Consider the following 22,780-nt stretch of genomic DNA (forward strand, 5'->3'; position numbering starts at 1 on the left):
ATATTCCAATCTTTTTGACCGTGATAAATGACTAAAGGAATAACAATTGGAAGCTCATTGCTCTTTTCCTTTTCACTTTTTGCCTCCCATATTTCTATTATATATTTTAACAGTTGAAGAGCGGTTTTATGATAAATATAGGTATCCTTCATTGCCACAAATATTTACCTTAAAAAGTAAATCCGAAAAGTTTTCTTTCAATTTTTCATTAATAAAACGATCCTTTTCTGGTTCAAGAGTGTTGACATCAATCATCTCCATTATACTTTCTGGCAAATAATTAGTTAAAAAATCCTTCGTGACCGTCACATCTCCAAAGGGCTCTTTAAAAAATTTATCATGTGGATTTTTCAGCCACACCCCTCCATCTCCCCCTAATCCTATATATACTATTTTTATTTATTATACGGTCCTACTAATTTATTTTTAATTTCGACTACTTTGAATTTAGCGAACAACTGATTACTTTTATAAAGAATACATTCAAGATTTAATTATTCCATACATTAATAATTGAAAGTGTTATAAAAGGCTATTAAGGAATGCACATCATGGCAAAAAGGCTTGCACCTCCTACACGATAAAAGAGGATATTCTTAAAGAAACAATGCTAAATGACATTCAAACTTTAGCTTAACAAATCAATAAAGAACAATGTATTAAGCAGATGGATAGAAAAACTAGAAGCTCAAGAACAGATTCTCAAAAGAAAATTGATAAGGGGTTAACATGCAGATTGATATTTAAAAAAACAGAAAAAAGATGACCATTAACCTATTAGCTGATGGAATCATTACCTATGAAGAGTATGAGAAGAGTATTGAAGCCACTAACGATGAAATCACTGAATTTATGGAAAAGAAAAATGAACTTTTTACATTTATAGAAAGTGAAGATGTGTTTGAAGCCATTGAAAAACTAAAAAAGGAATTACTTACTCCACTTCCTTAACTTCGATGACCTGACAATGGATTTTCTTCTTCGACTGATTAATCGAATCGAAGTAAAAAAGGACAGCACACCAATTATTCATTACCGATCTGCCACATCAAAAGTTGCATAAAGGCAAGAGAAATACCTTATCTTGCCTCATTTTTCATTTTAAAATCATCTGCACAACACACTCAACATGTGTCGTCACTACTATGTGGATACAATTTATTGTCCTCGTTGCCTGTATGTGAACACAATTCATTAGATGCATTTGTGTTATCTTTTTTTGCGTTTCTTCTAGCAGGTTTAAATTTTTCACCATCAAGACTGTTACTTAGTCCTGTTTTATATACAAAAGTAATCATGGCAGGATCTTTATTTCCATCTTCATCTATTCCACCAACGATTACTTTTTCAACTACACTTTCAAATACATAACGATCAAAAGTATCGATAACCTCATTTTGTTCTAACACTTTTTTGAAGGCTAATAACCGTTTTTTAATATCTTTTTCTTCTTCTAAATTTGACAGCGATTTTTCTCTTTCTTGAACTTTTTCATTTATCTTCTGCATTAGTTCATTATATTTTTCTTCATACGTTTCTTTGTCGATAATATCCTCTAATCTCATGTCTACTAACTTATTCTTTTTGTTTTCTAACCCTTGAACTTCCTTTTCTATTTTAGAAAGTTCTTTTTGAATCGTACTGGCACTTAAAGCCTCTTCCATTCGTTGCAAAAACCCATCTAAAACATCTTTGTTATTATTACACATAATACGGTAACTTTCCAAAAAGGCCTTTTCAATGGCTTCTTCTGGTATTCCTTTACTATCTGGACAAAACTTCTTACCTTTCTTCGTACTCGTAACACATTGCCAAATTGTCTTGCCATATTTAGTTCCACTATGCCATCTACGTCTTGTTAATGTACTGCCACAATAAGCACAATCAATCATGCAGCTAAAAGCATATTTACGACTGAATTTTTCACGTTTACCACCATTTTTTTCTACCGTATTTCTTCCCCTACTTCGTCTTAATCTGATCTCCTGCACTTTATCAAATATTTCAGCACTGACAATGGGTTCATGGTGATTTCTTAAATAATATTGATCTTCTTCCCCAAAATTTTCCAATTGACGTTTCGAAATAGGATCCAATGTGAAAGTTTTTCCCATTAAAAGATCGCCTTTATATTTTTCATTCTTAATAATTCCAAGTACCGTCGATTCAGCCCATGTTGGAGTACCTCTTTTAGTTTTATAGCCTAAATTCTCAAGTTCTCTTGCAATGATACTGCCCCCGGCTCCTTCAACATACCTGTGGAATATATAACGAACAATTTCTGCTTCTTTCTCGTTTACAGTTATACTCTTATCTTCTGGGTGATAATCATAACCGAGACAGCCTTGAAAACCGACTAATTCACCTCGTTTCATTTTCATCTTTAATCCTTTTTTTACATTAGAAGATATATTCTCAACTTCTTGTTGTGCTACTGAACTCAACACAATTCACCATCCATTGTAAGCGTGTTAATTTTTTCATCTTCAAAATAAACAGCTATATCTCTTTCCTTTAGCATACGGACATATTTCAACGTATCCAATGTATTTCTTGCAAATCTGGAAATTGATTTTGTAATGACCATATCAATATCTCCATTCATACAGTCATTAATCAATCGCTGGAAATCTTCCCGCTTTGTTACCTGTGTTCCAGTAATTGCTTCGTCAGCATATATATCAGCTAATACCCATTCCATATTTTTCTTGATTAAATCCGAATAATATGCAACTTGTGACTTATAACTGTTTAACTGGTCTTCTGAATCTGTACTAACTCTACAATACGCTGCAACCCGAAGCCGTTCAATTTCTCTTCCACGTTTTTGGTTAGCCAAGTTACTATTTGCCCTAATCACTTCAACTCCTGACATAATAGCTCCTCCTTTTGTGTTCCTTATATACTTTGTATTATAGCATCGCTAGGAACACAATTCAGCTTGTAATGTCAGAAACAATACCATACTCTTTCATTAATTTGTTTTTTACAATATAATATTCTTTATCTGAAATTAGTTTACGGGTTAGCAGTTGTTTTAACATAGCAATTTGCATACTATATAGAATCAAATTCTGTTTCAAAAAAACGCCCCCTTACCTAATCTATTAAAAAATCAGACGGCTGTTGGTACAGCTCCACGGGAATTTCACCCCTGCAAGTATTTCTTCCAGCCCTACTCATAGCTTGCGACGCTTTGAACGCTCGAACCATGACGGTAGGGGAATATCATTATCTTTACTGATGGGTTATCGCCAGCAATCCACCACAATTACATTAGATTCACAAATTATCGCTCGTTCCTAACGAAAGTCATGGCGTATGAATCAAGTGGCTCATCATCAGTAGAACGTATCTGATTTTTTGTTTATACTGCACGGCGTTATCTTCCGTGCTTTCTTTGTCAAAGAACAAATATATGATTAATGAAAGGGAAAACCTAACCATTCTGTATTCAAATTTTGAAAGCTAAAACAGATTGCATAAGCTTCGCTCGTAAGCGATCACGTGTATCTTCATCGATGCCCCAATAAGTGTTTCCTTGTTCATCACGGAGCTTACGCATGGATAGGCTTGTCATATAGCTTCCATAATGCAGGACAACTACTTTCATTGCTTCTGGCTCACCCTTATTTGCAGCTAAAATAATTGGGTACGGCAATAAACCACGCTCGTTGTTTTCAATATTAGAATTATTCATCCCATTCATCTGCATGCTTCTCAAAAAAGCGTCTTAACGGTTTAAAAGAACTCGTTCGCCTATACTGTACAGTACTAACGTGGAATGTTGAACAATTGATCAATTTTTACATCAGAAAGATTAAAAAAGTAGTATAGTAGGATGATAATACGCTTCTAAACTGGCAAGCTATGCATCGCTTTTGCAAGAAGTGTAGGAGTAGTTCTCTTACCAGCTACTTGATTGTTCTTCTATTCCTTCTCCCTCGTAGTGTATGTCTAAGGTATAGAGCTGATTTTCTTCTTGCAGTGTTAAAATTGAAAATGTTATCCCCTTAGATAGCTGTTTCTGTCGTTCAGTACGAGAAGGCTCCATACACTCATCTCCCTTCGAAACTGTAAAGATGTGTGATGATTTCCCCTTTCATTATCTTCAACAATTTTTTGTAAAATGCCAAAAATCAGAGAAAAAGTTTTAAAAAATAACCCAACTGAATATTAACAGTTAGGTAGAATCATTTTTATTATTAAGAACCAAAACAAGAAATACTTTAAATGTCAAACTCTATTTTATTACAATTCACATAAAAACTAATCGAACATAATAATGAATAATACAAAAATAAAGTTTTTTTAAAATCATTTCTTATCTGTTAAACGTAATGAAACTTGAAAGGTCCAGCTAAATAAAATAGTAAGAACATAAAAATATAACCAAATAAAAATCTTAAATAAAGTATTTGAGCCTCAGTCGATTTTCAAAAGTCATAGCATATGCATGTTGAAACCATGGATAATATTTCCCATACTTGGAACTGGAGATAAAAAGAGGACATATAACTTTGATTTATCGTGGTATTAATAGAACCATTTTTGAAAAGTTCGATCAAAAAATAATAAAAACCTGTTATAGCTATTTTCAATTACTCATTTTTTTATCAATTAGTAATAATACTGTCAACATAACCACACTAAATACCACTATAAACAGAAATAACAAGTATAACGTCATCAATCCTTCAAATGTCTTATCAAACTCCAAAAGAGTAAAATCCGGATCATACATCGCACCCATGGAAATATATCTAGCAACTTCAAGATAAATAATATGAAAGATAATACTCATCCATAGTGTTCCTGCATACTTTCTATATAGCTGTAAAGCAATTCAAAAAGTGAAGAGCAATATAAAATAAACTATAGTAATTTCAATTAGCTCACTAAAGAATATTGGCTCCAATGCCATCTCCATAATCGGCACACAGATGAAAATTAATGGTTGTAAATCAGCTAGATGATGAAACGAAATTTCTTATGTAACTCTTCAAATATTAATCCATGAATAAAGACTTCCTCTGGAAATGCCTCATAGATAAATGCTGTCACTGTATTGATTAAAACTGTAGTTAAAACACTTGCTGTTAAGTTTAACCTGACATTTTCAATGCCAATAAATAAAAAAACTGTTAAAATACCTGATACAAGTAATGTAAAAGGTAACGTAATTACCACGATCAATTTAGATCGTGAATTTACACCCTTCAATCCTATTTTTAGACATGGATGGATTTTTACTTTTAAACATATAGAGTACCTTGTAAAAGCATACCTATTTGCGAACCATACCTAGAATTTCTATCAAATATGTCAAACATTACCGAATACAAAGAGAAATAATGAAACGGGTATAAAATACAAAAGTAACCGACTAATACTGAATTTCGACGAATCCAATTGAATGCTCCTTTTTTATTAATGTAATATTGATTTAAACTACGTATTAAGTCTATAGTTTCAGTTCACTTATTGTTTTTAAATTAAGATCGACCCTACTATCGACATCTACTGTTGGAAACAATTCACTAAACCTTATTTAATTTAATAGCTCTTATAAACAAAAAATCCGCCGGTCTTCTTCCATTCTAGCTCCAGATAAATGAATATTTTTTACGTCTTTTATTACCTTATTTTTGATTGCGTTAACCTTTTGTTACCCTAATTCACTTACTATTGACTATATTATTTAATATTTATTAAGCCTTACGAAAAACATTATTCTACTTGAACACCTTTAATTTGATACTTATTTTCCGATTAACCAATTTCTTTAACCCCACCATTATACTTATAGATGATAATAATTTCTGATTTTTGGAAAGTGGATGATGACCTTCGTATATTTCCCATCTTCTGAATGAATGGAAAGGTCATGGCCTAATTTAAGAGCCATTTCTTTTGCAAGGTAGAGACCTAAACCGGTAGATTTGGCATGACTTCTCCCAATAAATCCTGTAAATCCTTTTTCAAATACGCGGCTGATATCCTCTGGCTTAATTCCAATGCCTGTATCTTGAATCTGTAGCCGCTTTTCTTTTCGATCTTCCTCAAATTGTACGGAGATTTCACCGCCTTCACCTGTATATTTTAAAGAATTTGAAAAAACTTGATCGATAATAAAACCAAGCCATTTACTGTCGGTATGGACAACCTGTTCAATATTGTCCATATGAAAACGAATTTGCTTGTTAATAAAGGATTTAGCATATTTCTTTACACTGTTTTTAACGACTTGATCCAACACTACCTCGGAAATAAAATAATCTTTGGAAAAAGAATCGATGCGAGAATAATAAAGAGCCTGCTCTACGTAATTTTCTATTCTATCCAACTCATCTTCAAACTTGTCCACAAGGTATTCAACAGTTCTTCCATTACTGTTTTCCATAAGCAAGCGACCTGCCGCAATCGGAACCTTGACTTCATGAATCCAAGATGTAATAAAGTCTTGATGATCGCGTTTTTCGTTATACAACTTTTGTAATTGATCGCCATGCACACTATTTACTTTTTTTAATAACTCAAGATATAACAGTTGTTCATCGTTTCGCGGTTTAGGCAGAGTTGCGAGAAATTCTTCATGATTACTTTCAACCAAATCATTTAATTCCCGATAAAATTCTCTATTGTAATAGTATTCGATGATTACGTATATAGCTACAATAAAAAAGATAACCATATTGGTATATACGATATTACTTACAGCGTTTCTGGAATCTGTGCTCACAATCATCATCAAAGAAACAAAGAACATAATGATCATGTTTAATATAAAGAAATTCCGTTTATCTTTTAAGTAATGAAAGAAATTCATTGAATTATATAACCTTGTCCTTTCTTAGTTGTAATAAAGTGTTCTTTTCCAAGTTCAACAAGTTTTTTACGCAGGCGAGCAATATTAACCGTCAATGTATTTTCTTCCACGAAATTTTCATTCTTCCAAAGGCTACGCATCATTTTCGTACGACTGACGATGCTTCCTTTATTTTTCATAAGAATTTTTAAAATAAGAAATTCTGTTTTCGTGAGTTCCAATTTTCGATCTCCATGTAAGACCTCTCCGCTTTCAAGATTTAATATAATTCCATCATGTTCCATTGTCTGAGACTGTGTTTCCATATAGGAATACGTTCTGCGAAGGAGTGCATTAATTTTTGCAATCAATACATCCATATGGAAAGGTTTTTGAATATAATCATCTCCTCCCATGTTCATCGACATCACTATATCCATTGGTGTATCACGGGAAGAGAGAAAGATCATAGGGACCTTTGAAATTTCTCTGATTTTATTACACCAGTAAAATCCGTCAAACGATGGCAAATTGATATCCATGATGACTAGGTGAGGATCATGATTAAGAAATACCTGCATGATTTGGTCAAAGTCTTCGATCTTAACGGTTTCAAAACCCCACTTTTCTAATGTTTCCCCTACCATATCACGAATGGTCGAATCATCTTCCACAATCATGATTTTCATTCCTTTTCCCTCCAAACAATTATCCTTCTGTAACATCATATTAATTGAATATCGACCAACATACAAAGAAAACATCGTGTTTAATATATTTTTTATCAATGTGACGAAAATGTAAGGTTACGAGATCAAGCTGTAAGTTTATATAAAGGGCAACTAATGTAAAATAAAAACATAAAACAAAACTATTCTGAATGGAGGATTTAAATATGAAAACTATTGTCGAAGCAAAACAAATAAAAAAAGTCTATGGTGCAAAGGGAAATGTATTTTCAGCTTTGGAGGATATAGACTTAACCGTCATGGAAGGTGAATTCGTCGGTATTATGGGTCCCTCGGGTTCTGGTAAATCAACTTTACTAAATATATTGGCAACAATTGACGAGCCGACTGCTGGTGACATCGTGGTTGATGGAATCAATTTGACAAAGATGAATGAAGAGCAATTATCTGCCTTTCGCCGTGACAAACTTGGTTTCCTTTTCCAAGACTATAATTTATTAGATACTCTAACTGTGAAAGAAAATATTATCTTGCCGTTAGCCTTGGCAAAATTGAACGTTGAGGAATTGGAACGAAGAGCAGATGAAGTGGCAGATAAGTTTGGCATTCGCGACATTTTAAATAAGTACCCGTACCAAATTTCTGGGGGACAAAAGCAACGTACGGCAGCATCACGCGCGATTATTTCAAAGCCAAACCTAATATTGGCAGATGAACCAACAGGTGCGTTGGATTCGAAATCAGCAACAGACTTATTAGAAAGTTTAAAGGATCTTAATGAACAAGACAAGGCAACAATTTTAATGGTTACCCATGATGCTTATGCGGCAAGTTATTGTAATCGCGTCCTATTTATTAAAGACGGTAAAATCTTCACAGAACTTGTAAAAGGGAAAAGATCCCGCAAAGAATTTTTCAACAAGGTGTTGGATGTTCTATCCGCACTGGGGGGTGGAGCAAATGACGTTATTTAGTTTAGCAAGGAAAAATATTAAAGGTAATTTCAATAATTATTTTGTCTATTTTGTTACACTCGTCTTCAGCATGGTTATTTATTATACGTTCACTTCCTTGCAATATAGCGAAAAAATTCAGGAAAGCATTGAATTGTCGGATACAATGAGTTTCATGTTTGGGGTATCATCAATTATCTTAATTTTATTCGTAGCAATCTTTATTTTGTACTCCAATTCATTCTTCACAAGAAAAAGGAAGAAAGAAGTCGGATTGTACGCCATACTTGGTTTACGCAAGAAAACCATTGCAAAAATGTTATTTTATGAAAATTTGATTATGGGAATCATTGCAATAGTTATTGGAATTATTCTTGGAACCTTACTTTCCAAATTATTTGCAATGATTTTAATAAAACTTATGGGTTCAATTGCCGAGGTGGACTTCGGTATTTCCATTCTAGCGATTACCCAAACAGTCATAGTCTTTATGGTCATTATTTTATTCACTTCCGTTCAAGGTTACCGTTTGATTTATCGTTTTACATTAATCGAATTATTCTATGATGAGAAAAAAGGTGAACAAATTCCAAAGGTTTCACTTATATCGGCTGTTATCGGAGTTATATTGCTTGTCGTTAGTTACTGGCTGATATTAAAACCATTTCCTGACGAATTTACTACGGAATATTTAATGAAAAATTATGGTATTGCTTTTGTTGCTCTCGTCATTGGCACCCATTTATTTTTTCGATCTGTAACGGTCTATTTATTAAGATTATCACAAAAAAATAAGTCGCGTTATTACAGAGGAACTAGAATAATTGAAACATCTCGCTTACTGTTTCGTATTAGAGGGAATGCACGTACCTTTACAGTCATTGCATTGTTGAGTTCTGCAACGATCTGTTTCTTAGGTGCAACTTACAGTGGGTATTACAGCAACGAAAAAAGAGCTGAGGAAGTTGTTCCGTTCAGCTATTCGCATTTGTCAAAAGGTCCAGAATTTGATTCGCAGGTGGAGAGAATAATAAAAGCAGATCATCGACATCCAATAAAAGCCAAACTAGACATACCCGTCATTCAGGTAAAAGGAATACTCTCATTTCAACTGGATTATGACATAAATCCTGTGAAATTAATCTCAGAAAGTACATTTAATAAAGTAGCTAATGCTTTAAATAAGGATGAAACAGTCTCACTATCAGGAAATCAAGCAGCAGTAATCCAGCCAAGGTTTACTGAATATACGAAGTCGGTTTTTAAAGGAGAAAATATAACGATTCAATTGCCTCAAGGAAGCAGCGAACTGCCATTTGTCCATATGGTTGAAAGTAATGTGCTACCTTTCGATTATCCCGATTTCTTTCTCGTAGTCAGTAACGAAATGTTTGCCAAGATAGCCAAAAAAGAGGCACCATTAACTTATAAAGTGTATGAAGTGGAAAATGAAGTAACGGCACAAGACACTTCAAGGAAAGTAAATAAACTGGTTGGAAACGATTTTCAAGTTTCTTCATCATTTTATACTGAGTATAAGCAAGGTAAAGAAGGAAACGCAATTACTCTCTTTATTTTTGGTTTTTTGGGGCTTGTATTTTTAGCGGCAAGTGGAAGTATCATTTATTTCAAACAGTTAACAGAAGCGAATGAGGCGAAAGGACAGTATGAAATCCTTAGAAAAATCGGTGTCAATAAAAAGGATATACGTAAATCAATCAAAAGGCAGTCATTATTTGTGTTTGGATTGCCACTAACCGTAGGAATATTGCACAGTTGTGTGACATTGTACTTTACCAGCAACTTTATGTCTAATCTCATTGGAATCAATCTCATTGTCCCTATTCTAACGGCTATAGTCTTTTTTGTTATCATCTATGCAGTCTATTACGTATTAACAGTTAATACGTACAATCGCATTGTAAACAAATAAGAGCGAAACATCTCTCGAATGTTCGGGAGGTGTTTTGTTATATATCCTTTGTTAGGAAATTCGTTATTACTCCGGAATCTGACCCGATTGTTAAAGTATCACGCTATAGTTTAAAAAGAAAAGAGACGCTTATTAAACAACATCCTAGCTGTATTAATGTTTCAAAATTTCTCCTCTGATCAAGGTTTCATTTATCTTACAATCACTATATGTATAAGATGTTTGACATTTTGTTTGCTGCATAATATAATTAAAAATGTAAAATATGTTTGACAAATAGGAGGGAGGAACGCATTACAATTGCACCACTGTAAAAAAAAACCTAGAAATAGTAAAAAATGGAAACTGTATGTATTAAATAAATTTAAAAATGAGAACAGGGTTCCAGAAAGACCTTGTTCCCATTTTTTTCCAGTTTATAATTAAAAAAAATAAAAGTTTACCTATTTTCTTTTTTGCGGCTTAATTCTGGCAATAGTCCCCACAAAGATATCCTGCTTTTCCTTCACTATAGGTATTTTTTGTCGTCCTTTCGAAGTTTTCATTTTTTTCGGATGTAGTTCTTTTAGGAATGAAGCCCACGTTTTAAACATATACGTTCTTAACGCTCTAAGAACCCCCCATAAAGTCTTTTTTGTTTTAGATTTAATTTGCACAATTAGTGATAAACAATAGGCAGCTAAGGCAATAAACATTTGATTCCACATACCTTGTGGTTTCGTACTCCAAATCTTAATTATCCTTAAATGTTGCTTTATCCATTTGAAAAACGTTTCAATCATCCAACGATACCGGTAAATGTCCATTATCTCATCAGCGGTTAAATCAAATCGAGTCGTTAATAAGCGATATAATTTCCCATCCTCATCGATAAACTCAACTAGACGCGCCGGGCGTTTACTAGGATAAACGAGAATCTTACAATCTTTCTGTACCACTGAGTTAGTAATGTTGTAATTTTCTCTTGCAACAAATTTAAAGTTTTTTGATAGCCGAACAACAAAATGAATCTCTTGTTCGAGCCAGTCATTAAGATTTTTATTTGATGGATATCCGCGATCCATTACATAGGTCGTATCTGATTTTTCAATTAGTACATCTGTACTCTCAAAATCACTAACATTTCCGGTAGAAGGTAGTATTTTATCTGGAAATGATACATTTTCTGACAAGACAACTAGTCTAGTATGCATCTTTACAACATTCCACCCTTTTGTGACATAAGCCCAGTCACATAGTTGAGGGGGAAGTTTTATATGAGTAGAATCTACAATACTTAATTTGCCTATTGTTGAATCAATTCCTTTATAATTCTTTGTTAAATCCCTAAGTATATAAACAACTTTTAGAAAAAAACTCTGTGCTATTTCTGTGGGTAATTCATTAATTCTTCTTGAGAGTTGGGATCCACTAATACTTGGTAAATTCAAAGCTTCGCGGAGTTTCTTATCCGACCGTATCTTTTCTTCAATATCCGCATAGGATTCCCATTTGCCAATTTGAGCAGCCACAAATATCTTTAAAAGTGAATCTACCGAGAGCTTATCATAATCATAGTTTAGTAATGGACAAGCAAATTCGTCGGTAGGTAAAATCGATAAACATTGACAAATTACCTTTTTATGACCTATACTTTTCTTACTCATTTTTAGCTCCTTTGTAGAAGATTAGGAACATGTATGGTCTTTCTTCTACAATAGGAGTTTTTCTTTTATTTGTAAATATTTTTGGTGAATTTTGATATTTTTCCATTTTATTACCAGTGGTGCAAGGATAGTGGGAGGAACGGGCATCTAATGTTAAATCGTATCAGGGAATTACGTAAAACACAGAAAATGTCACAAGAACTTCTTGCTAATAAATGTGATGTGTCCAGACAAACAATAAATGCTATTGAAAATAATAAGTATGATCCAAGTCTTGTTCTTGCATTTAAAATCGCAGCTATCCTAGATATAACAGTGGATGAGCTGTTTCAATTTCAGTTGGCAGAAAGCAAAAGCGAGGAGGATTCTAATGAGAAATAAAAAACTAAAAGTATTAACTGGCATTGTTTTAAGTGTTATCACCCTTTTATTTTTAGGGTTATATATTATAGATTTTTTAAATGATAGTGAAAATCCAGCACCTGATATTCTGCTATGGATTGTTGTTATTTTAACATTCTTTTATTCAGCAACATGGGGCGATGATTCAAAAGCTGAAGAAGATGAAATGGGCCAACAAATTAAGAATATAAGTGGAAAGATAAGTTACTATATTCTAATAGCTTTTCTATTTGTTCTTTGGTTTGTATACAGTCAAATAAATGAATCTGATTTAGGCAGTATCTTTTTGCTTTCTGCATTTTGTATTGGAGTTATCATATTTCCAATCGTTCAATTTATGGTTGCCAGAAGATTTATGAAAGACTAATCTTCTTTTCAAAAAGAAAATTATTTTAGAATGGTCCAAATACTTTTTTAAAATCACTCGTTCAATTTGTTTTTCCCGAATGGACGATTGGTACCGTTGGTAGAGGTGAATAGGTGACAATTAATTTTTGTTCCAAGTCATTTTCCTTTATGTATCGCTCTTTGTAGTACGTTCTTGTATTATTTTCTAGATGGTGAATATCATCCAAATTAACTTTTTGATTACTCACGTTAGGGAAATTGCTTTGCAAAGCACCGTATTAAAAGCCTTAGAGACCTTGTTTTATCAAGGATTCGAGGCTTTTTTACTTTTCTTGATTTTTTAGGCTAAAGCATGAAAATGAACGTATTTGGGGCTAAATTGGGGCTGATTAATATTAATCAGTATAGGCGTATGTAAGGGAATGGGTATATTTCAAAAAAATGGGTATTCGGATTTTGTGGTGGAAAAGGGCTTATAAGTCTCCCTTTTCCAATTTCTTAATAAGTGTGGAAAAATCGACACCATAGTTTCCTGTTATCACGTGGTCTGTTACTTCATCCCAATATTTCAATACAAAATCCCTTTTCATAAAGTATCTTCATTCTATTGACTTTAACGTAACGTAATACTTTATAGTAGTAATTGAAGGAGGCGCAAAGTGATGGATATGAAGGTAAAAGAAGTGGCAGAATTGGTTGGTGTTAGTATTCGTACACTTCATCATTATGATCAGATTGGATTGTTGTCCCCAAAAGAAATCACTGATTCTGGTTATCGGCTCTATTCAGAAGAAAACCTTGAAACATTACAACAAATTTTATTTTTCAAAGAACTTGGATTCACCTTAAAGGAAATTAAAAAGATTATTAACAGCCCCTCATTTAACCGACAAGAAGCATTGATTTTACAACGAAAAATGTTGATTGAGAAACGAAATAAAGTCGATAAAATGATTGAAACCATTGATAAGACGATTAAACATATGGCGGGAGAAATACAAATGACGAATGAAGAGAGGTTTGAGGGAATTAATGTTGAATTCAACCAATTTGAAGAAGAAGCTCGCCTTCGTTGGGGAAATAAATCTATCGATGAGATATACACAAAACTAAAGGATTGTCCAAGATGAACAAAATGATTTACCTTATAGATGGGATATGATCTTCAATAAACTTGCATGGCTTCGTGATCAATGCCCCAAATCCTAAAAGGTACAACCAACAATTAAAGAATGGTATGACTTTTTAAATAAAAACTTTAGTAACTACTCCCTTGATACCTTTTATGGATTAGGTCAACTCTATATTAATGATGAACGTTTCACAAAAAATATAGATCAGTATGGTGAGGGTTTAGCAAAACTCATGATTGAGGCGATGAAGGTCTTTACGAATAATCAAATAAGAGGTGGTAGCAATGAAAATAATAATTGAGGATACCATTGAACAATACGAAAAATTGTTTTCAATGGAAGAAGATAAAGAAAATTTTTATCGGTACTCAATGATGAAGCCCTTTGAAAAGATGTGGAATATGATTAATGTTCCATTAAAGGCTAAGCAACCTAATGGGTATGATGTAATAATGGCTACAAATATGCTTGGTTATCTTAATGTATCAGATACTCAAATTGGAAGACAAGCATTAGAAAGTTTAAAAGAAATTCAGGCTCTTCAAACAGCACATAGCACTTTAAATCATTGTATTAATTTTATTGAAAAAAATAATATAAATATTAATGCTGATGAATTGAGATTTGGTATGTATATAGCTGACCCGAAGAAGCTCGAATTACAAAAAGGTTATTGTGGTTTTGGAGGAATTCCAGGGTTTATTCAAGTATCTATTTACCCAAACTCCTATAATATTCCAAGGATTCCTGCTGTAATTGCACATGAATTCCATCATAATATCCGTTTTTCATATTTTGATTGGGATCATGGAGACGTTACCGTTGGTGATTACTTAATTATAGAGGGTTTAGCTGAGTCATTTGCAAAAGAACTTTATGGAGAAGATCTTTTAGGACCTTGGGTTACATCTTTTGATAAAGAGGACTTGGAGTATTCAAAAGAAGTTATAAAGGATGCTTTAGATATTAAAGGGTTTGCTGAGGTCAGCAGTTATATGTTTGGTGATACCATTGCAAAAGAACAAGGCTATCAACCTGTTGGCTTATCACCATTTGCTGGTTATGCAGTAGGCTACCAAGCAGTACAATCTTTCATGGAAACCAATAATGTGGGGATAGTAGAAGCTACCTTACTTGGCACAGATGAAATACTAAGCAATTGTGGACTGTTTTCTAAATAACCTGTTTGTACTAATGAAGGCATTACTGCGATAGCTAAGTAATGCCTTTCTTATTTAAGTGCAATTCATATGATTTTCTTATTAAATGCTCAATAAAACAAAGGGAAATGGAATAATGACAATTAATATGCTCAATCTACCAAGTTTTAAGATTCTTGATATGAAGGAGAGTGAATATGATTATAGGTTCTTAGTTGAAACTACATTGCCATCTCCTTCTTATTGCCCAAAATGTGGTACAGTTGCTAATCTATATAAGCATGGTAAAAAGGAACAATTATTCTTTGATTTGCCGATGCATGCTAAACGAGTTGGCATCTTCGTTAAAAATGTAATGGGTATGGGGATACATTCTTTGAATGTATCCCAGATATTGATGAAGGGCGTTCTGTTACCAATAGGCTAATTTAATTGGGTTCAAGGAGCAAGCAACCAGAATTTTATATTTAATAACTAATTGAGGACAAAAAAGATGTTGTATATAGCATAAAAAGGAATTCAAATGCCTATGTGGTGTTTAAACAGAATAAACTCCCCACGAAGCGATAAATGACGTATAAATATCATATGGTACTTGCTACCTCTATCTATTCTATTACTCATTCCAGTACAGGGGAGACCAATCGATTAGTAGAATCCACTGAAGGAGAAAGATCGTTCGGTTATGTCAGTTAGTAATCTTTACCTTCCGCCGTCAATGAAGGCTTATTTATGTGAATTCCCATTAAATCTCCTGTAAGCATTGCTAACTTCGGTAATCTTCTTAAGCGTGAATGTAAAAGCCAAACGATAGAAACAAATAGAAATCCTAACCCTGCAAAAGAAAATGTTAGAGTACTACTGGTTACACTAGCAACATAACCACCAACTATGGAACCAATTGGCATAGCAATCGCACTCATACTACCAGATACTGTATTTATACGCCCCAAGAGTTCGTGTGGAACTACGGTTTGTAACGTTGTTGCAAAAATGACATTTGTACCACCAATGGGAATCCATGCAAGAGCAAAACATACTATAGCGATAGATGTAATCGGAAATATTGCTGCAAGGATCCACAATAGTGCACTAAAACAAAAGGATATTGTTACAAAAATACCTAACCGAAATCTTCCCATCCACGATCCGCATAATGCACCAACTAATCCACCAACAGACATAGCTGCCAAATAAAAACCGTAAAACATCGGACCTCCCCGTACATCTGCAAGGGATGGCAAAATTGCCATAGCAGCCCCGATACAAAAATTTGCAACAATCGAACCAATTAAAAATACAGCAATTAATGAACGATAAACAACACGAAATCCTTCCTTTAAGTCAGTAATATATTGCAAAATCTTCTGTTTTCCAGTTCTGCTATCTTTTTGTTCAACCTTTCTAGGCAATTGTATCTAACTAAACAATATTGCTGCCATCGCAAAAATAATGGAATCGGCTAGATATAACAAAACTACTCCAAAAAAAGTGACAAGAATACCTGAAATAGCATTAAACACTAGATCAATTCCCTGATAGGCAAAAGCAAAATAAGAATTACCTTTAATTAAGTGCTTTTTTTCTAAAATGATAGGTAATGCCTTTGTTTGTGATGGATAAGCGAATTGCTGAATAAATGAAGCGATTGGCATAATGATTAATACAAGCTGAACTGTTAACAAGTCAAAATAGTATGTGATTGGAATTAAGAAAATCAATAATGTTTGAAGTAGTTGGGTAACGATTAACGTTTTTTTTACTTGCCATTGATCTACAAAAGGACCGGTAATAAACTGTAATGAGGAAGGCAAAAGCGTTAGAAATCCCGCAAGTCCTGTGTAAAATGCATTTCCACCCAGCTTATAAACGAGCCACATTGTAGTGACATAATACAAACTGTCCCCAATATTTGTTACAACCCTACCGATTAATAAAAATAAATAATTTCTGTTCTTAAAAATATCCATCCAACTCTTTCCCCTTATTCTTTCTCATCCGTTTGAAAACCAACGGTAGTAATATAATATTTATTTTTCTTACCCTTTGATTGTAGGCCCATATGGTGTAACTCTTTTAAAAGAGCATAATACTTTATTTTCCATTGTGTAAATTGCTCTTCCGTTGCCTCCAGTTCCCAAGTAGAAGAAATAAAACGTCGTTCCAATGGTTTTTCATTCGGTTCTCTTGTTTCGAAGGATTCGGCGGGAGCTTCCCTAATTTCTTGTTTGGCACGTTCTAGAATTCCATACATTAATTGTTTGGTTGTATCTCTTATTTCCTTTTTTCTCGGAAGAAGTTTTTCAGAAATTTGGAAATCAGCCGCCACTGCTTGGTAAAACTTCTGTACAATACCATTTTTTTCTTCCGTTTTTACGATTTGGACTAACCCATTTTTCTCCAATTCCTTTAGGTGGTAATGGATCTTCCCGCGTGCGATTGACAAAATCTCAGAAAGTTGTTGACCAGTATAAGCACGCATCACCAAATGCATCATCATTTCGGCACGTAACGGATCACTTAATGCTTTTAACTGATTAAAATCATCAATAATCAAATTATTTTTCATCTCTTTAATAACCACCCTTTGTAAAATAAACTAAAACGGTTAAAAATATTTGACTGTATTATACTATAAAAAATTAAAAAAAGGAAATGAATAACTGCAACAGAATCTGTCAAGTATTTACGGGAGCTATTCTCACCTTTAAGTTTTATAACCATATTTTTCTAAAAAAACAGGAAATATTTATTAGGAAAAATCACTTTTTCTTATCAATGAACTTCAACTATAAATTTAATCGGAAAGACAGAAATCCCTTTGGATTTCATGATGTCTGTGATAATAAATCTTGAAGAAATTTAAAGAACTATCCTCTAACCGTCATGTGTATCCCTATCTGTATCGTCTAAAACCCTGCAAAAATAAGTAGCACTTTCCATATAGTTTATATTGATTGCTACTTGCCAGAACAGACATATGTCTCAAAGGAATATTATTATTTATCATTTTCGTTTTTTTGCTACTTCAAAGTGAAGGATTTCTTGTTCTCATAAAACTATTATTCTTTTAATAAAATATTCATTCCAATCTTTTAATCATCAACTATTTATCAAAATAATTAAACCAACAATAGCCATAATCCACGACAATGTTGCTCCCTGGTTTTTCTCTAACCTCAATTTTATTTTCATTAATGGTTCCCGAAGCCATTGTTTAAATAATAAATGTATTCCAATAAGAATGAGCGGTGGAAGTACCATAATGAAGTTATAACCTGCTAGTATGGGAATCCATTGAAATGGATTTAATTTGACTGTTGTCATGATGCCGATAGCCGCAAAATAAGGTAATGCTGTCCCGACTTCAATTAAACCAGTCATTAAGCCAAGCATAACCATGGCCAACATACTTTTCGACTTCGGTTTATATGTTTTAGGGGTGGATTTAGCTGGTACAAAAAAACTCCCAATAAATAGCCCCAAACCTAAATAAAACATAAATTGACTGAGTATAACACTTTCATCGAAACTCGGAAACTTATGGAAAATACTTCCAACCCCCATCATTAAAAATATTCCTACAGTAAAATAAAAGATGCCAACCGTTAACAGATAAGCAAATAACCTTCTGATTAATCGCTCCTCTTCCATAAGTAGCATATAAACAGTTACACTTAACGTTGTCGGACTCAATGTGTCCACTAAAGCTAATATGCCTATCGGAATTAAAAATTCAAAACTCACTTTATATCATCCTTTTCTTGCATTATTGGCTAAATATTCACAATAATGATTTTTACACAATAAACACAAAACACTTAATAGGATAGGAAAAGTACGTCAATTATCGTATAGAAATATTCCCCGAGGCTGTTTTTATTCCAATAAAATAAATTCCTTCATTTGCTTTCCCTTCAATCGATTTATCATTTTGCTTTTCTATGTCAATTGGTACAGTAATTGTTTGTAACCCACTTGCTGTCTTTGTCTGTAATTCAATGTCCGGTTGTATCGTATTCAACGATACAACTACGTTTCCGCTCGATGTTGTAATATTTACATCACTATGGAAATCCTTGAAGTCTAGTGTAACATTCCCGCTTTTCTCATTTACTTCGATATTTGTTGTTTCAAGGTCTTCCGATGTTACATTTCCGGATGTTCCATTAATAATAACTTTTCCTGTAAAATCTTTTGAAATCTTGACTATGAGTTGATTATTTAAATTAATTTTCGGACCAATGTTAAAGATCCTTTTCTCCATAGATATGGATACTTCATTTGCCTTTTCGGATACATCAATATTTTTATTTGAGTGTAACACTTCTAAATTTGACTGTTCTACACTGATTAGATGAACATTTTCACTTCCATGGTCAATGTAAATAGTATCAATACCATCAAGATCAATTGAGTGTACAACTTCTTCTTGATTAAAATTACATCCCGTTAACAATATCATGCTAAAAATAAATTTTTATAAAAATCCATCTATTCTACCTTGAACAATTTTACAGATGAAACTTCAATGTCGCTTATTTTCATAAAAATCCCATGCCTCTTCTATTAAATTTAATATATCCTGTTCTATCGGATAAAAGCCCATCTTTGTTGATTTTTCTGGTGATTTACGTATTTCCCATAATTTATTAAAAAAATCATCATTTTCACCAAATGTATCTATTGCCTTTTCATACATACAATGTATAATTTGCTGAATTTCTGGAGAATTAGCACCCTTATGTTTGAATTTTTTCAAATCAACCAAATAGGAAATCCATTCAAGAGAGTGCGGATCATCACTGTCCATTTTCGGTAATTTGTTAAGTAATTTCCTTTCACCTTGATGAAAATATTTATCACGAAATATATTTTGTTGTTCATTTTTACTCTGATACAATTGAATTAATTTATTTATATATGTCAAATCAACCGAATTCTCAATTTTTAGGGTGTTTAAGAGTCCTTTTAGCGTTTTTTCTATTTGAATAATTCTTTGTTTTTCTTGCAAAATATAGTTTAACTGATTTTTTAGTCCGATCTCCCAATCCCAGTTTTTATCAGATAACATCTCCTTTATCTCGATTAAACGAAATCCTAAAGATTTTAAAAATTGGATTTCCTGAAGTTTTTTTATCTCCTTTTCACTATATAATCGATGCCCACCTTCTGTTTTTCCAGCTGGAGGCAATAAATTTATTTCATCATAATAACGCATTGTTCGAACAGAAACTCCAGTTTGTTTTGTTAATTCTTTAATTGAAATCATTTCCCTATCACCTCATTCTGACTATAAGTATATAAGATTACGTTACGTCACTTTCAAGTATCTCTCCTGGTCTTTGCTCAAAATATTTTTATTCCCATATAAATTGCAATGCACCAAATTAATATCGCAGAAATTTTATTTATCCATTTTAGAATAGTTCCATTTTTATTAAATCGGCCAACTCTTTTCCCAGCATAGCTAAGGCAAAGAACCAAACCCAAGAAACTACAATACACGCAATTGTAAAAATCCATTTTTCATGATTTTGATAGAGCAATGAGTTCGTCCCAATTACCCCTATCGTATCCAAAATGGCATGTGGATTTAGTAAGGACACGGAAGCAGCAAACGTAATTTGCCTTTTTGGAGAAAATTGTTTATTTTCTGCATCGTTCAGTTCAGATCTATCCTTCCACATTAGCCAACCTATATATATTAAGAAAATAAATCCTATTGTATATAATAAAACACGAACCCATTCAAAACTTAAAAATAATAATCGATACACCTGCTACTGCCAATGAAATAAGAATCGTATCACAAATACCAGCCGTTATAACAGCTGGAAATGCAGACATAACTTTTATGAGTTGCTCCTTGATTAAAAATATTTCGTACTCCTAAAGGAATTATTAATCCAAAAGCTAAAATGATTCCATGAACCAAGGCTTCCATCTTTTTCCCTCCCATCGTATTTTAGAATAAGAGAATTTACTCTGTTTGTCTCCAACCAATTGGTTGGAAAAATAGCCAACCATTTCATATAATTATTAAAAATACGAGGAGGGTTGAAAGATGGGTAATATAGAATGGAAGCCGAAAAAATCCTCATCATTACCTTTACATCTACAAATCTACAATTACATAAAAAGGAAAATTTTGAATGGAGAATGGTCTATTGGAATGAAGTTACCGTCACAAAGAAACTTAGCAAAACAGTTTGATGTTAACCGAAGTACAATTATTATGGCTCTTGAAGAACTTTCCGCAGATGGTTTAATTGAATCGAAAGTTGGAAGTGGTACAACAGTAATAAATAATACTTGGGGAGTTCTAGCATCGTCACCTCCTCCTAATTGGATTGATTATGTACGTTCTGGTATTCATAAGCCCAATAATAACAGCGTACAAAAAATTAATGAGGCTGAAACAAATCCTCATATAATTCGACTAGGAACCGGTGAACTTTCCCCCGAACTGTTATCTTGTAATCAACTAACAAAACTGTTGCAAATGGATATGAGAAGTAACCTATCTTTAGGGTATGAAGGACCTTAAGGGAGCATTCACCTCAGGGAAACAATTTGTGATTATTTAAAAGGAAAGGGCATCGAAACTTCGCCTTCATCTATATTGATTGTTTCCGGCGGTTTACAAGCTTTACAATTGATTTCAATCGGTCTGTTACAACGGGGTTCAGTTATTTTTCATGAATCACCTTCATATCTTAATTCTATTCATGTTTTTCAATCTGCCGGCATGAATTTATTCGGTATCCCTATGGATGAGGAAGGGATCAAATATGCATCCATTGGTCGTTTAAAACGACAGCACAACCCTGCTTTAATCTATACAATACCATCGTTCCACAATCCAACAGGCACTCTAATGTCTGAAAGAAGGAGAAAACAACTTTTGGAAGACTGTCAAAAAGCTTCTCTTCCTATAATTGAAGATGATGTTTATGGTGATTTGTGGTTTGAACAACCACCGCCTAAACCACTAAAAGCAAATGATAAGCAAGGTAGTGTACTTTATATTGGAAGTGTATCTAAGACATTCAGTCCAGGCCTGCGGATTGGCTGGATTGTTGGGCCCGAACCTGTTATCAACCGTCTTGCTGACATTAAAATGCAAACAGATTACGGCTCAAGTTCTATTTCACAATTTTTAGTAAATAAATGGCTTAAAAATGGGTATGAAGAGGACTTAACTTTAGTTAGGAGTGAATTAAAATGTAGAAGGGATTATATGATTGAAATTTTAAATACTTATTTTTCTAATATAGCTACATGGAATATTCCAAGTGGGGGATTTTATATTTGGCTAAAAATCACTCCTAGTATTTCCACTAGGAAGTTATTTGAAAAAGCTATTCAAGAGGGAATACTGCTAAATCCAGGTAATATATATGATAAGGACGATCATAGACATTTACGGTTGTCCTATTCCTATGCAACTTTAGATCAAATTAAAAAAGGCCTCAAAAGAATATCGGAATTAATCATTGAAATGATGTAGAATCTATGAAACGATTATAACTTATGTATTAGTGTATTATACCGGTTTAAAATCCTTAAATTGAGTTACTGGTTCGTGAAGTAATTTCAAACAATTTCCTTGGTATTAAGATAGGCAGAACAAGGACTTTCCAATTCCTACTATAGTTAGAAAGTCCTTTTCACTTATCTCCTTTTATAATATGAAAGCTATATA

23 protein-coding genes and 4 pseudogenes are annotated in these 22,780 nt (G+C 33.1%); 9 read left to right on the top strand and 18 right to left on the bottom strand.

The genetic code is table 11. The annotated features are described in order from the left end of the window. Together BN2144_RS20220 and BN2144_RS01625 are read right to left on the bottom strand one after the other, a co-directional pair. The coding region (locus tag BN2144_RS20220; RefSeq protein ID WP_230199700.1) for an Rpn family recombination-promoting nuclease/putative transposase at nucleotides 1–152 on the bottom strand (152 nt) is incomplete at its 3' end. Then, complete coding sequence (locus tag BN2144_RS01625; protein ID WP_050632171.1) at nucleotides 127–360, bottom strand: Rpn family recombination-promoting nuclease/putative transposase; 234 nt, start codon at nucleotides 358–360, stop codon at nucleotides 127–129. The genes BN2144_RS01625 and BN2144_RS20220, both read right to left, overlap by 26 nt. 402 nt (nucleotides 361–762) lie before the next feature. Here BN2144_RS01625 and BN2144_RS01630 point away from each other — a divergent pair, with 402 nt between their 5' ends. Then, nucleotides 763–951, top strand: a complete 189-nt coding sequence (locus BN2144_RS01630; RefSeq protein ID WP_033826637.1) for a hypothetical protein — start codon at nucleotides 763–765, stop codon at nucleotides 949–951. 173 nt (nucleotides 952–1,124) lie between these two features. Here the strand turns inward: BN2144_RS01630 and BN2144_RS01635 are convergent, their stop codons facing one another. From BN2144_RS01635 to BN2144_RS01665, 8 genes are all read right to left on the bottom strand, one after another. Continuing rightward, the gene (locus BN2144_RS01635; RefSeq protein WP_230199679.1) at nucleotides 1,125–2,447 is read right to left on the bottom strand and encodes a recombinase family protein; all 1,323 of its coding nucleotides are present in this window, start codon (nucleotides 2,445–2,447) and stop codon (nucleotides 1,125–1,127) included. Further along, nucleotides 2,441–2,875: a recombinase family protein gene (locus tag BN2144_RS20225; protein ID WP_230199680.1), complete on the bottom strand. Its 435-nt coding sequence runs from the start codon at nucleotides 2,873–2,875 to the stop codon at nucleotides 2,441–2,443. The genes BN2144_RS01635 and BN2144_RS20225 overlap by 7 nt, the downstream gene beginning before the upstream one ends. Nucleotides 2,876–2,936: 61 nt before the next feature. Then, the gene (locus BN2144_RS01640; RefSeq protein ID WP_033826638.1) at nucleotides 2,937–3,083 is read right to left on the bottom strand and encodes an SHOCT domain-containing protein; all 147 of its coding nucleotides are present in this window, start codon (nucleotides 3,081–3,083) and stop codon (nucleotides 2,937–2,939) included. Between the two features lie 371 nt (nucleotides 3,084–3,454). After that, nucleotides 3,455–3,709, bottom strand: coding sequence for a helix-turn-helix domain-containing protein (locus tag BN2144_RS01645; protein WP_033826639.1), 255 nt, complete (start codon nucleotides 3,707–3,709; stop codon nucleotides 3,455–3,457). A gap of 198 nt (nucleotides 3,710–3,907) precedes the next feature. Next, nucleotides 3,908–4,054: a hypothetical protein gene (locus BN2144_RS20230; protein WP_230199681.1), complete on the bottom strand. Its 147-nt coding sequence runs from the start codon at nucleotides 4,052–4,054 to the stop codon at nucleotides 3,908–3,910. Between the two features lie 914 nt (nucleotides 4,055–4,968). Beyond that, complete coding sequence (locus BN2144_RS01655; protein WP_033826641.1) at nucleotides 4,969–5,190, bottom strand: hypothetical protein; 222 nt, start codon at nucleotides 5,188–5,190, stop codon at nucleotides 4,969–4,971. Between the two features lie 613 nt (nucleotides 5,191–5,803). Next, nucleotides 5,804–6,829, bottom strand: coding sequence for a sensor histidine kinase (locus tag BN2144_RS01660; protein WP_033826642.1), 1,026 nt, complete (start codon nucleotides 6,827–6,829; stop codon nucleotides 5,804–5,806). Then, complete coding sequence (locus BN2144_RS01665; protein ID WP_033826643.1) at nucleotides 6,826–7,497, bottom strand: response regulator transcription factor; 672 nt, start codon at nucleotides 7,495–7,497, stop codon at nucleotides 6,826–6,828. Before BN2144_RS01665 ends, BN2144_RS01660 begins: the two co-directional genes overlap by 4 nt. Nucleotides 7,498–7,703: 206 nt before the next feature. Here BN2144_RS01665 and drcA point away from each other — a divergent pair, with 206 nt between their 5' ends. Both drcA and BN2144_RS01675 read left to right on the top strand, forming a co-directional pair. Next, nucleotides 7,704–8,471 carry a daptomycin efflux ABC transporter ATP-binding protein DrcA gene (gene drcA, locus BN2144_RS01670; RefSeq protein ID WP_033826644.1) on the top strand — a complete coding sequence of 256 codons (768 nt, stop codon included), beginning with the start codon at nucleotides 7,704–7,706 and terminating at the stop codon, nucleotides 8,469–8,471. Further along, a complete protein-coding gene (locus BN2144_RS01675) occupies nucleotides 8,458–10,383 on the top strand; it encodes an ABC transporter permease (protein ID WP_033826645.1) in 1,926 nt (641 codons plus the stop codon). The genes drcA and BN2144_RS01675 overlap by 14 nt, the downstream gene beginning before the upstream one ends. 443 nt (nucleotides 10,384–10,826) lie before the next feature. Here the strand turns inward: BN2144_RS01675 and BN2144_RS01680 are convergent, their stop codons facing one another. Further along, a complete protein-coding gene (locus tag BN2144_RS01680; RefSeq protein ID WP_033826646.1) occupies nucleotides 10,827–12,029 on the bottom strand; it encodes an IS4 family transposase in 1,203 nt (400 codons plus the stop codon). A 150-nt stretch (nucleotides 12,030–12,179) separates the two neighbouring features. On the opposite strand from BN2144_RS01680, the gene BN2144_RS01685 reads away from it, so the two are divergent. Together BN2144_RS01685 and BN2144_RS01690 are read left to right on the top strand one after the other, a co-directional pair. Beyond that, nucleotides 12,180–12,410: a helix-turn-helix transcriptional regulator gene (locus BN2144_RS01685; RefSeq protein WP_033826647.1), complete on the top strand. Its 231-nt coding sequence runs from the start codon at nucleotides 12,180–12,182 to the stop codon at nucleotides 12,408–12,410. Continuing rightward, nucleotides 12,400–12,798 (top strand): hypothetical protein, encoded by a 399-nt coding sequence (locus tag BN2144_RS01690; protein ID WP_033826648.1) that lies wholly within the window; start codon nucleotides 12,400–12,402, stop codon nucleotides 12,796–12,798. The genes BN2144_RS01685 and BN2144_RS01690 overlap by 11 nt, the downstream gene beginning before the upstream one ends. A 61-nt stretch (nucleotides 12,799–12,859) precedes the next feature. Here the strand turns inward: BN2144_RS01690 and BN2144_RS19785 are convergent, their stop codons facing one another. Next, a complete protein-coding gene (locus BN2144_RS19785; protein ID WP_154665481.1) occupies nucleotides 12,860–13,027 on the bottom strand; it encodes a hypothetical protein in 168 nt (55 codons plus the stop codon). A 414-nt stretch (nucleotides 13,028–13,441) separates the two neighbouring features. Here BN2144_RS19785 and BN2144_RS01695 point away from each other — a divergent pair. The 3 genes and pseudogenes from BN2144_RS01695 to BN2144_RS01705 all read left to right on the top strand — a co-directional run bounded on the left by BN2144_RS01695 (nucleotide 13,442) and on the right by BN2144_RS01705 (nucleotide 15,499). After that, nucleotides 13,442–14,213, top strand: a pseudogene (locus BN2144_RS01695) (MerR family transcriptional regulator). After that, on the top strand, nucleotides 14,197–15,093 hold the full coding sequence (locus tag BN2144_RS01700; protein ID WP_033826649.1) for a DUF2268 domain-containing putative Zn-dependent protease: 897 nt from the start codon (nucleotides 14,197–14,199) through the stop codon (nucleotides 15,091–15,093). The pseudogene BN2144_RS01695 and the gene BN2144_RS01700 overlap by 17 nt, the downstream one beginning before the upstream one ends. Before the next feature lie 115 nt (nucleotides 15,094–15,208). Continuing rightward, on the top strand, nucleotides 15,209–15,499 hold the full coding sequence (locus BN2144_RS01705) for a transposase family protein (protein WP_026319842.1): 291 nt from the start codon (nucleotides 15,209–15,211) through the stop codon (nucleotides 15,497–15,499). 265 nt (nucleotides 15,500–15,764) lie between these two features. Here the strand turns inward: BN2144_RS01705 and BN2144_RS20235 are convergent. The 6 genes and pseudogenes from BN2144_RS20235 to BN2144_RS01740 form a co-directional block, all read right to left on the bottom strand. Beyond that, a pseudogene (locus BN2144_RS20235) lies at nucleotides 15,765–17,042 on the bottom strand (MFS transporter). Nucleotides 17,043–17,056: 14 nt separating this feature from the next. Beyond that, nucleotides 17,057–17,641 (bottom strand): ArsR family transcriptional regulator, encoded by a 585-nt coding sequence (locus BN2144_RS01720; RefSeq protein WP_033826650.1) that lies wholly within the window; start codon nucleotides 17,639–17,641, stop codon nucleotides 17,057–17,059. Nucleotides 17,642–18,174: 533 nt separating this feature from the next. Next, entirely contained in the window at nucleotides 18,175–18,819 is a 645-nt protein-coding gene (locus BN2144_RS01725) for a GAP family protein (RefSeq protein WP_033826651.1), read from the bottom strand. 100 nt (nucleotides 18,820–18,919) lie between these two features. After that, nucleotides 18,920–19,537: a DUF4097 family beta strand repeat-containing protein gene (locus BN2144_RS01730; protein ID WP_050632172.1), complete on the bottom strand. Its 618-nt coding sequence runs from the start codon at nucleotides 19,535–19,537 to the stop codon at nucleotides 18,920–18,922. 63 nt (nucleotides 19,538–19,600) lie between these two features. Next, nucleotides 19,601–20,344, bottom strand: a complete 744-nt coding sequence (locus BN2144_RS01735; protein ID WP_033826652.1) for a MerR family transcriptional regulator — start codon at nucleotides 20,342–20,344, stop codon at nucleotides 19,601–19,603. Between the two features lie 77 nt (nucleotides 20,345–20,421). Next, a pseudogene (locus BN2144_RS01740) lies at nucleotides 20,422–21,019 on the bottom strand (LysE/ArgO family amino acid transporter). A 120-nt stretch (nucleotides 21,020–21,139) separates the two neighbouring features. Here BN2144_RS01740 and BN2144_RS01745 point away from each other — a divergent pair. Then, nucleotides 21,140–22,585 (top strand): annotated as a pseudogene (locus tag BN2144_RS01745) (aminotransferase-like domain-containing protein). Nucleotides 22,586–22,780: the final 195 nt, after the last annotated feature.

The sequence above is a fragment of the Bacillus andreraoultii genome (assembly GCF_001244735.1).
Taxonomy (GTDB): domain Bacteria; phylum Bacillota; class Bacilli; order Bacillales; family Caldibacillaceae; genus Caldifermentibacillus; species Caldifermentibacillus andreraoultii.

Bases quoted from the DNA above. Each gene is read 5' to 3' on its own strand.
- BN2144_RS01630 (WP_033826637.1), top strand. From the start codon at position 763: ATGACCATTAACCTATTAGCTGATGGAATCATTACCTATGAAGAGTAT.
- BN2144_RS20225 (WP_230199680.1), bottom strand. From the start codon at position 2,875: ATGTCAGGAGTTGAAGTGATTAGGGCAAATAGTAACTTGGCTAACCAA.
- BN2144_RS01645 (WP_033826639.1), bottom strand. From the start codon at position 3,709: ATGAATGGGATGAATAATTCTAATATTGAAAACAACGAGCGTGGTTTA.
- BN2144_RS20230 (WP_230199681.1), bottom strand. From the start codon at position 4,054: ATGGAGCCTTCTCGTACTGAACGACAGAAACAGCTATCTAAGGGGATA.
- BN2144_RS01660 (WP_033826642.1), bottom strand. From the start codon at position 6,829: ATGAATTTCTTTCATTACTTAAAAGATAAACGGAATTTCTTTATATTA.
- BN2144_RS01665 (WP_033826643.1), bottom strand. From the start codon at position 7,497: ATGAAAATCATGATTGTGGAAGATGATTCGACCATTCGTGATATGGTA.
- drcA (WP_033826644.1), top strand. From the start codon at position 7,704: ATGAAAACTATTGTCGAAGCAAAACAAATAAAAAAAGTCTATGGTGCA.
- BN2144_RS01675 (WP_033826645.1), top strand. From the start codon at position 8,458: ATGACGTTATTTAGTTTAGCAAGGAAAAATATTAAAGGTAATTTCAAT.
- BN2144_RS01680 (WP_033826646.1), bottom strand. From the start codon at position 12,029: ATGAGTAAGAAAAGTATAGGTCATAAAAAGGTAATTTGTCAATGTTTA.
- BN2144_RS01685 (WP_033826647.1), top strand. From the start codon at position 12,180: ATGTTAAATCGTATCAGGGAATTACGTAAAACACAGAAAATGTCACAA.
- BN2144_RS01690 (WP_033826648.1), top strand. From the start codon at position 12,400: ATGAGAAATAAAAAACTAAAAGTATTAACTGGCATTGTTTTAAGTGTT.
- BN2144_RS01700 (WP_033826649.1), top strand. From the start codon at position 14,197: ATGAAAATAATAATTGAGGATACCATTGAACAATACGAAAAATTGTTT.
- BN2144_RS01705 (WP_026319842.1), top strand. From the start codon at position 15,209: ATGACAATTAATATGCTCAATCTACCAAGTTTTAAGATTCTTGATATG.
- BN2144_RS01720 (WP_033826650.1), bottom strand. From the start codon at position 17,641: ATGAAAAATAATTTGATTATTGATGATTTTAATCAGTTAAAAGCATTA.
- BN2144_RS01730 (WP_050632172.1), bottom strand. From the start codon at position 19,537: ATGATATTGTTAACGGGATGTAATTTTAATCAAGAAGAAGTTGTACAC.
- BN2144_RS01735 (WP_033826652.1), bottom strand. From the start codon at position 20,344: ATGATTTCAATTAAAGAATTAACAAAACAAACTGGAGTTTCTGTTCGA.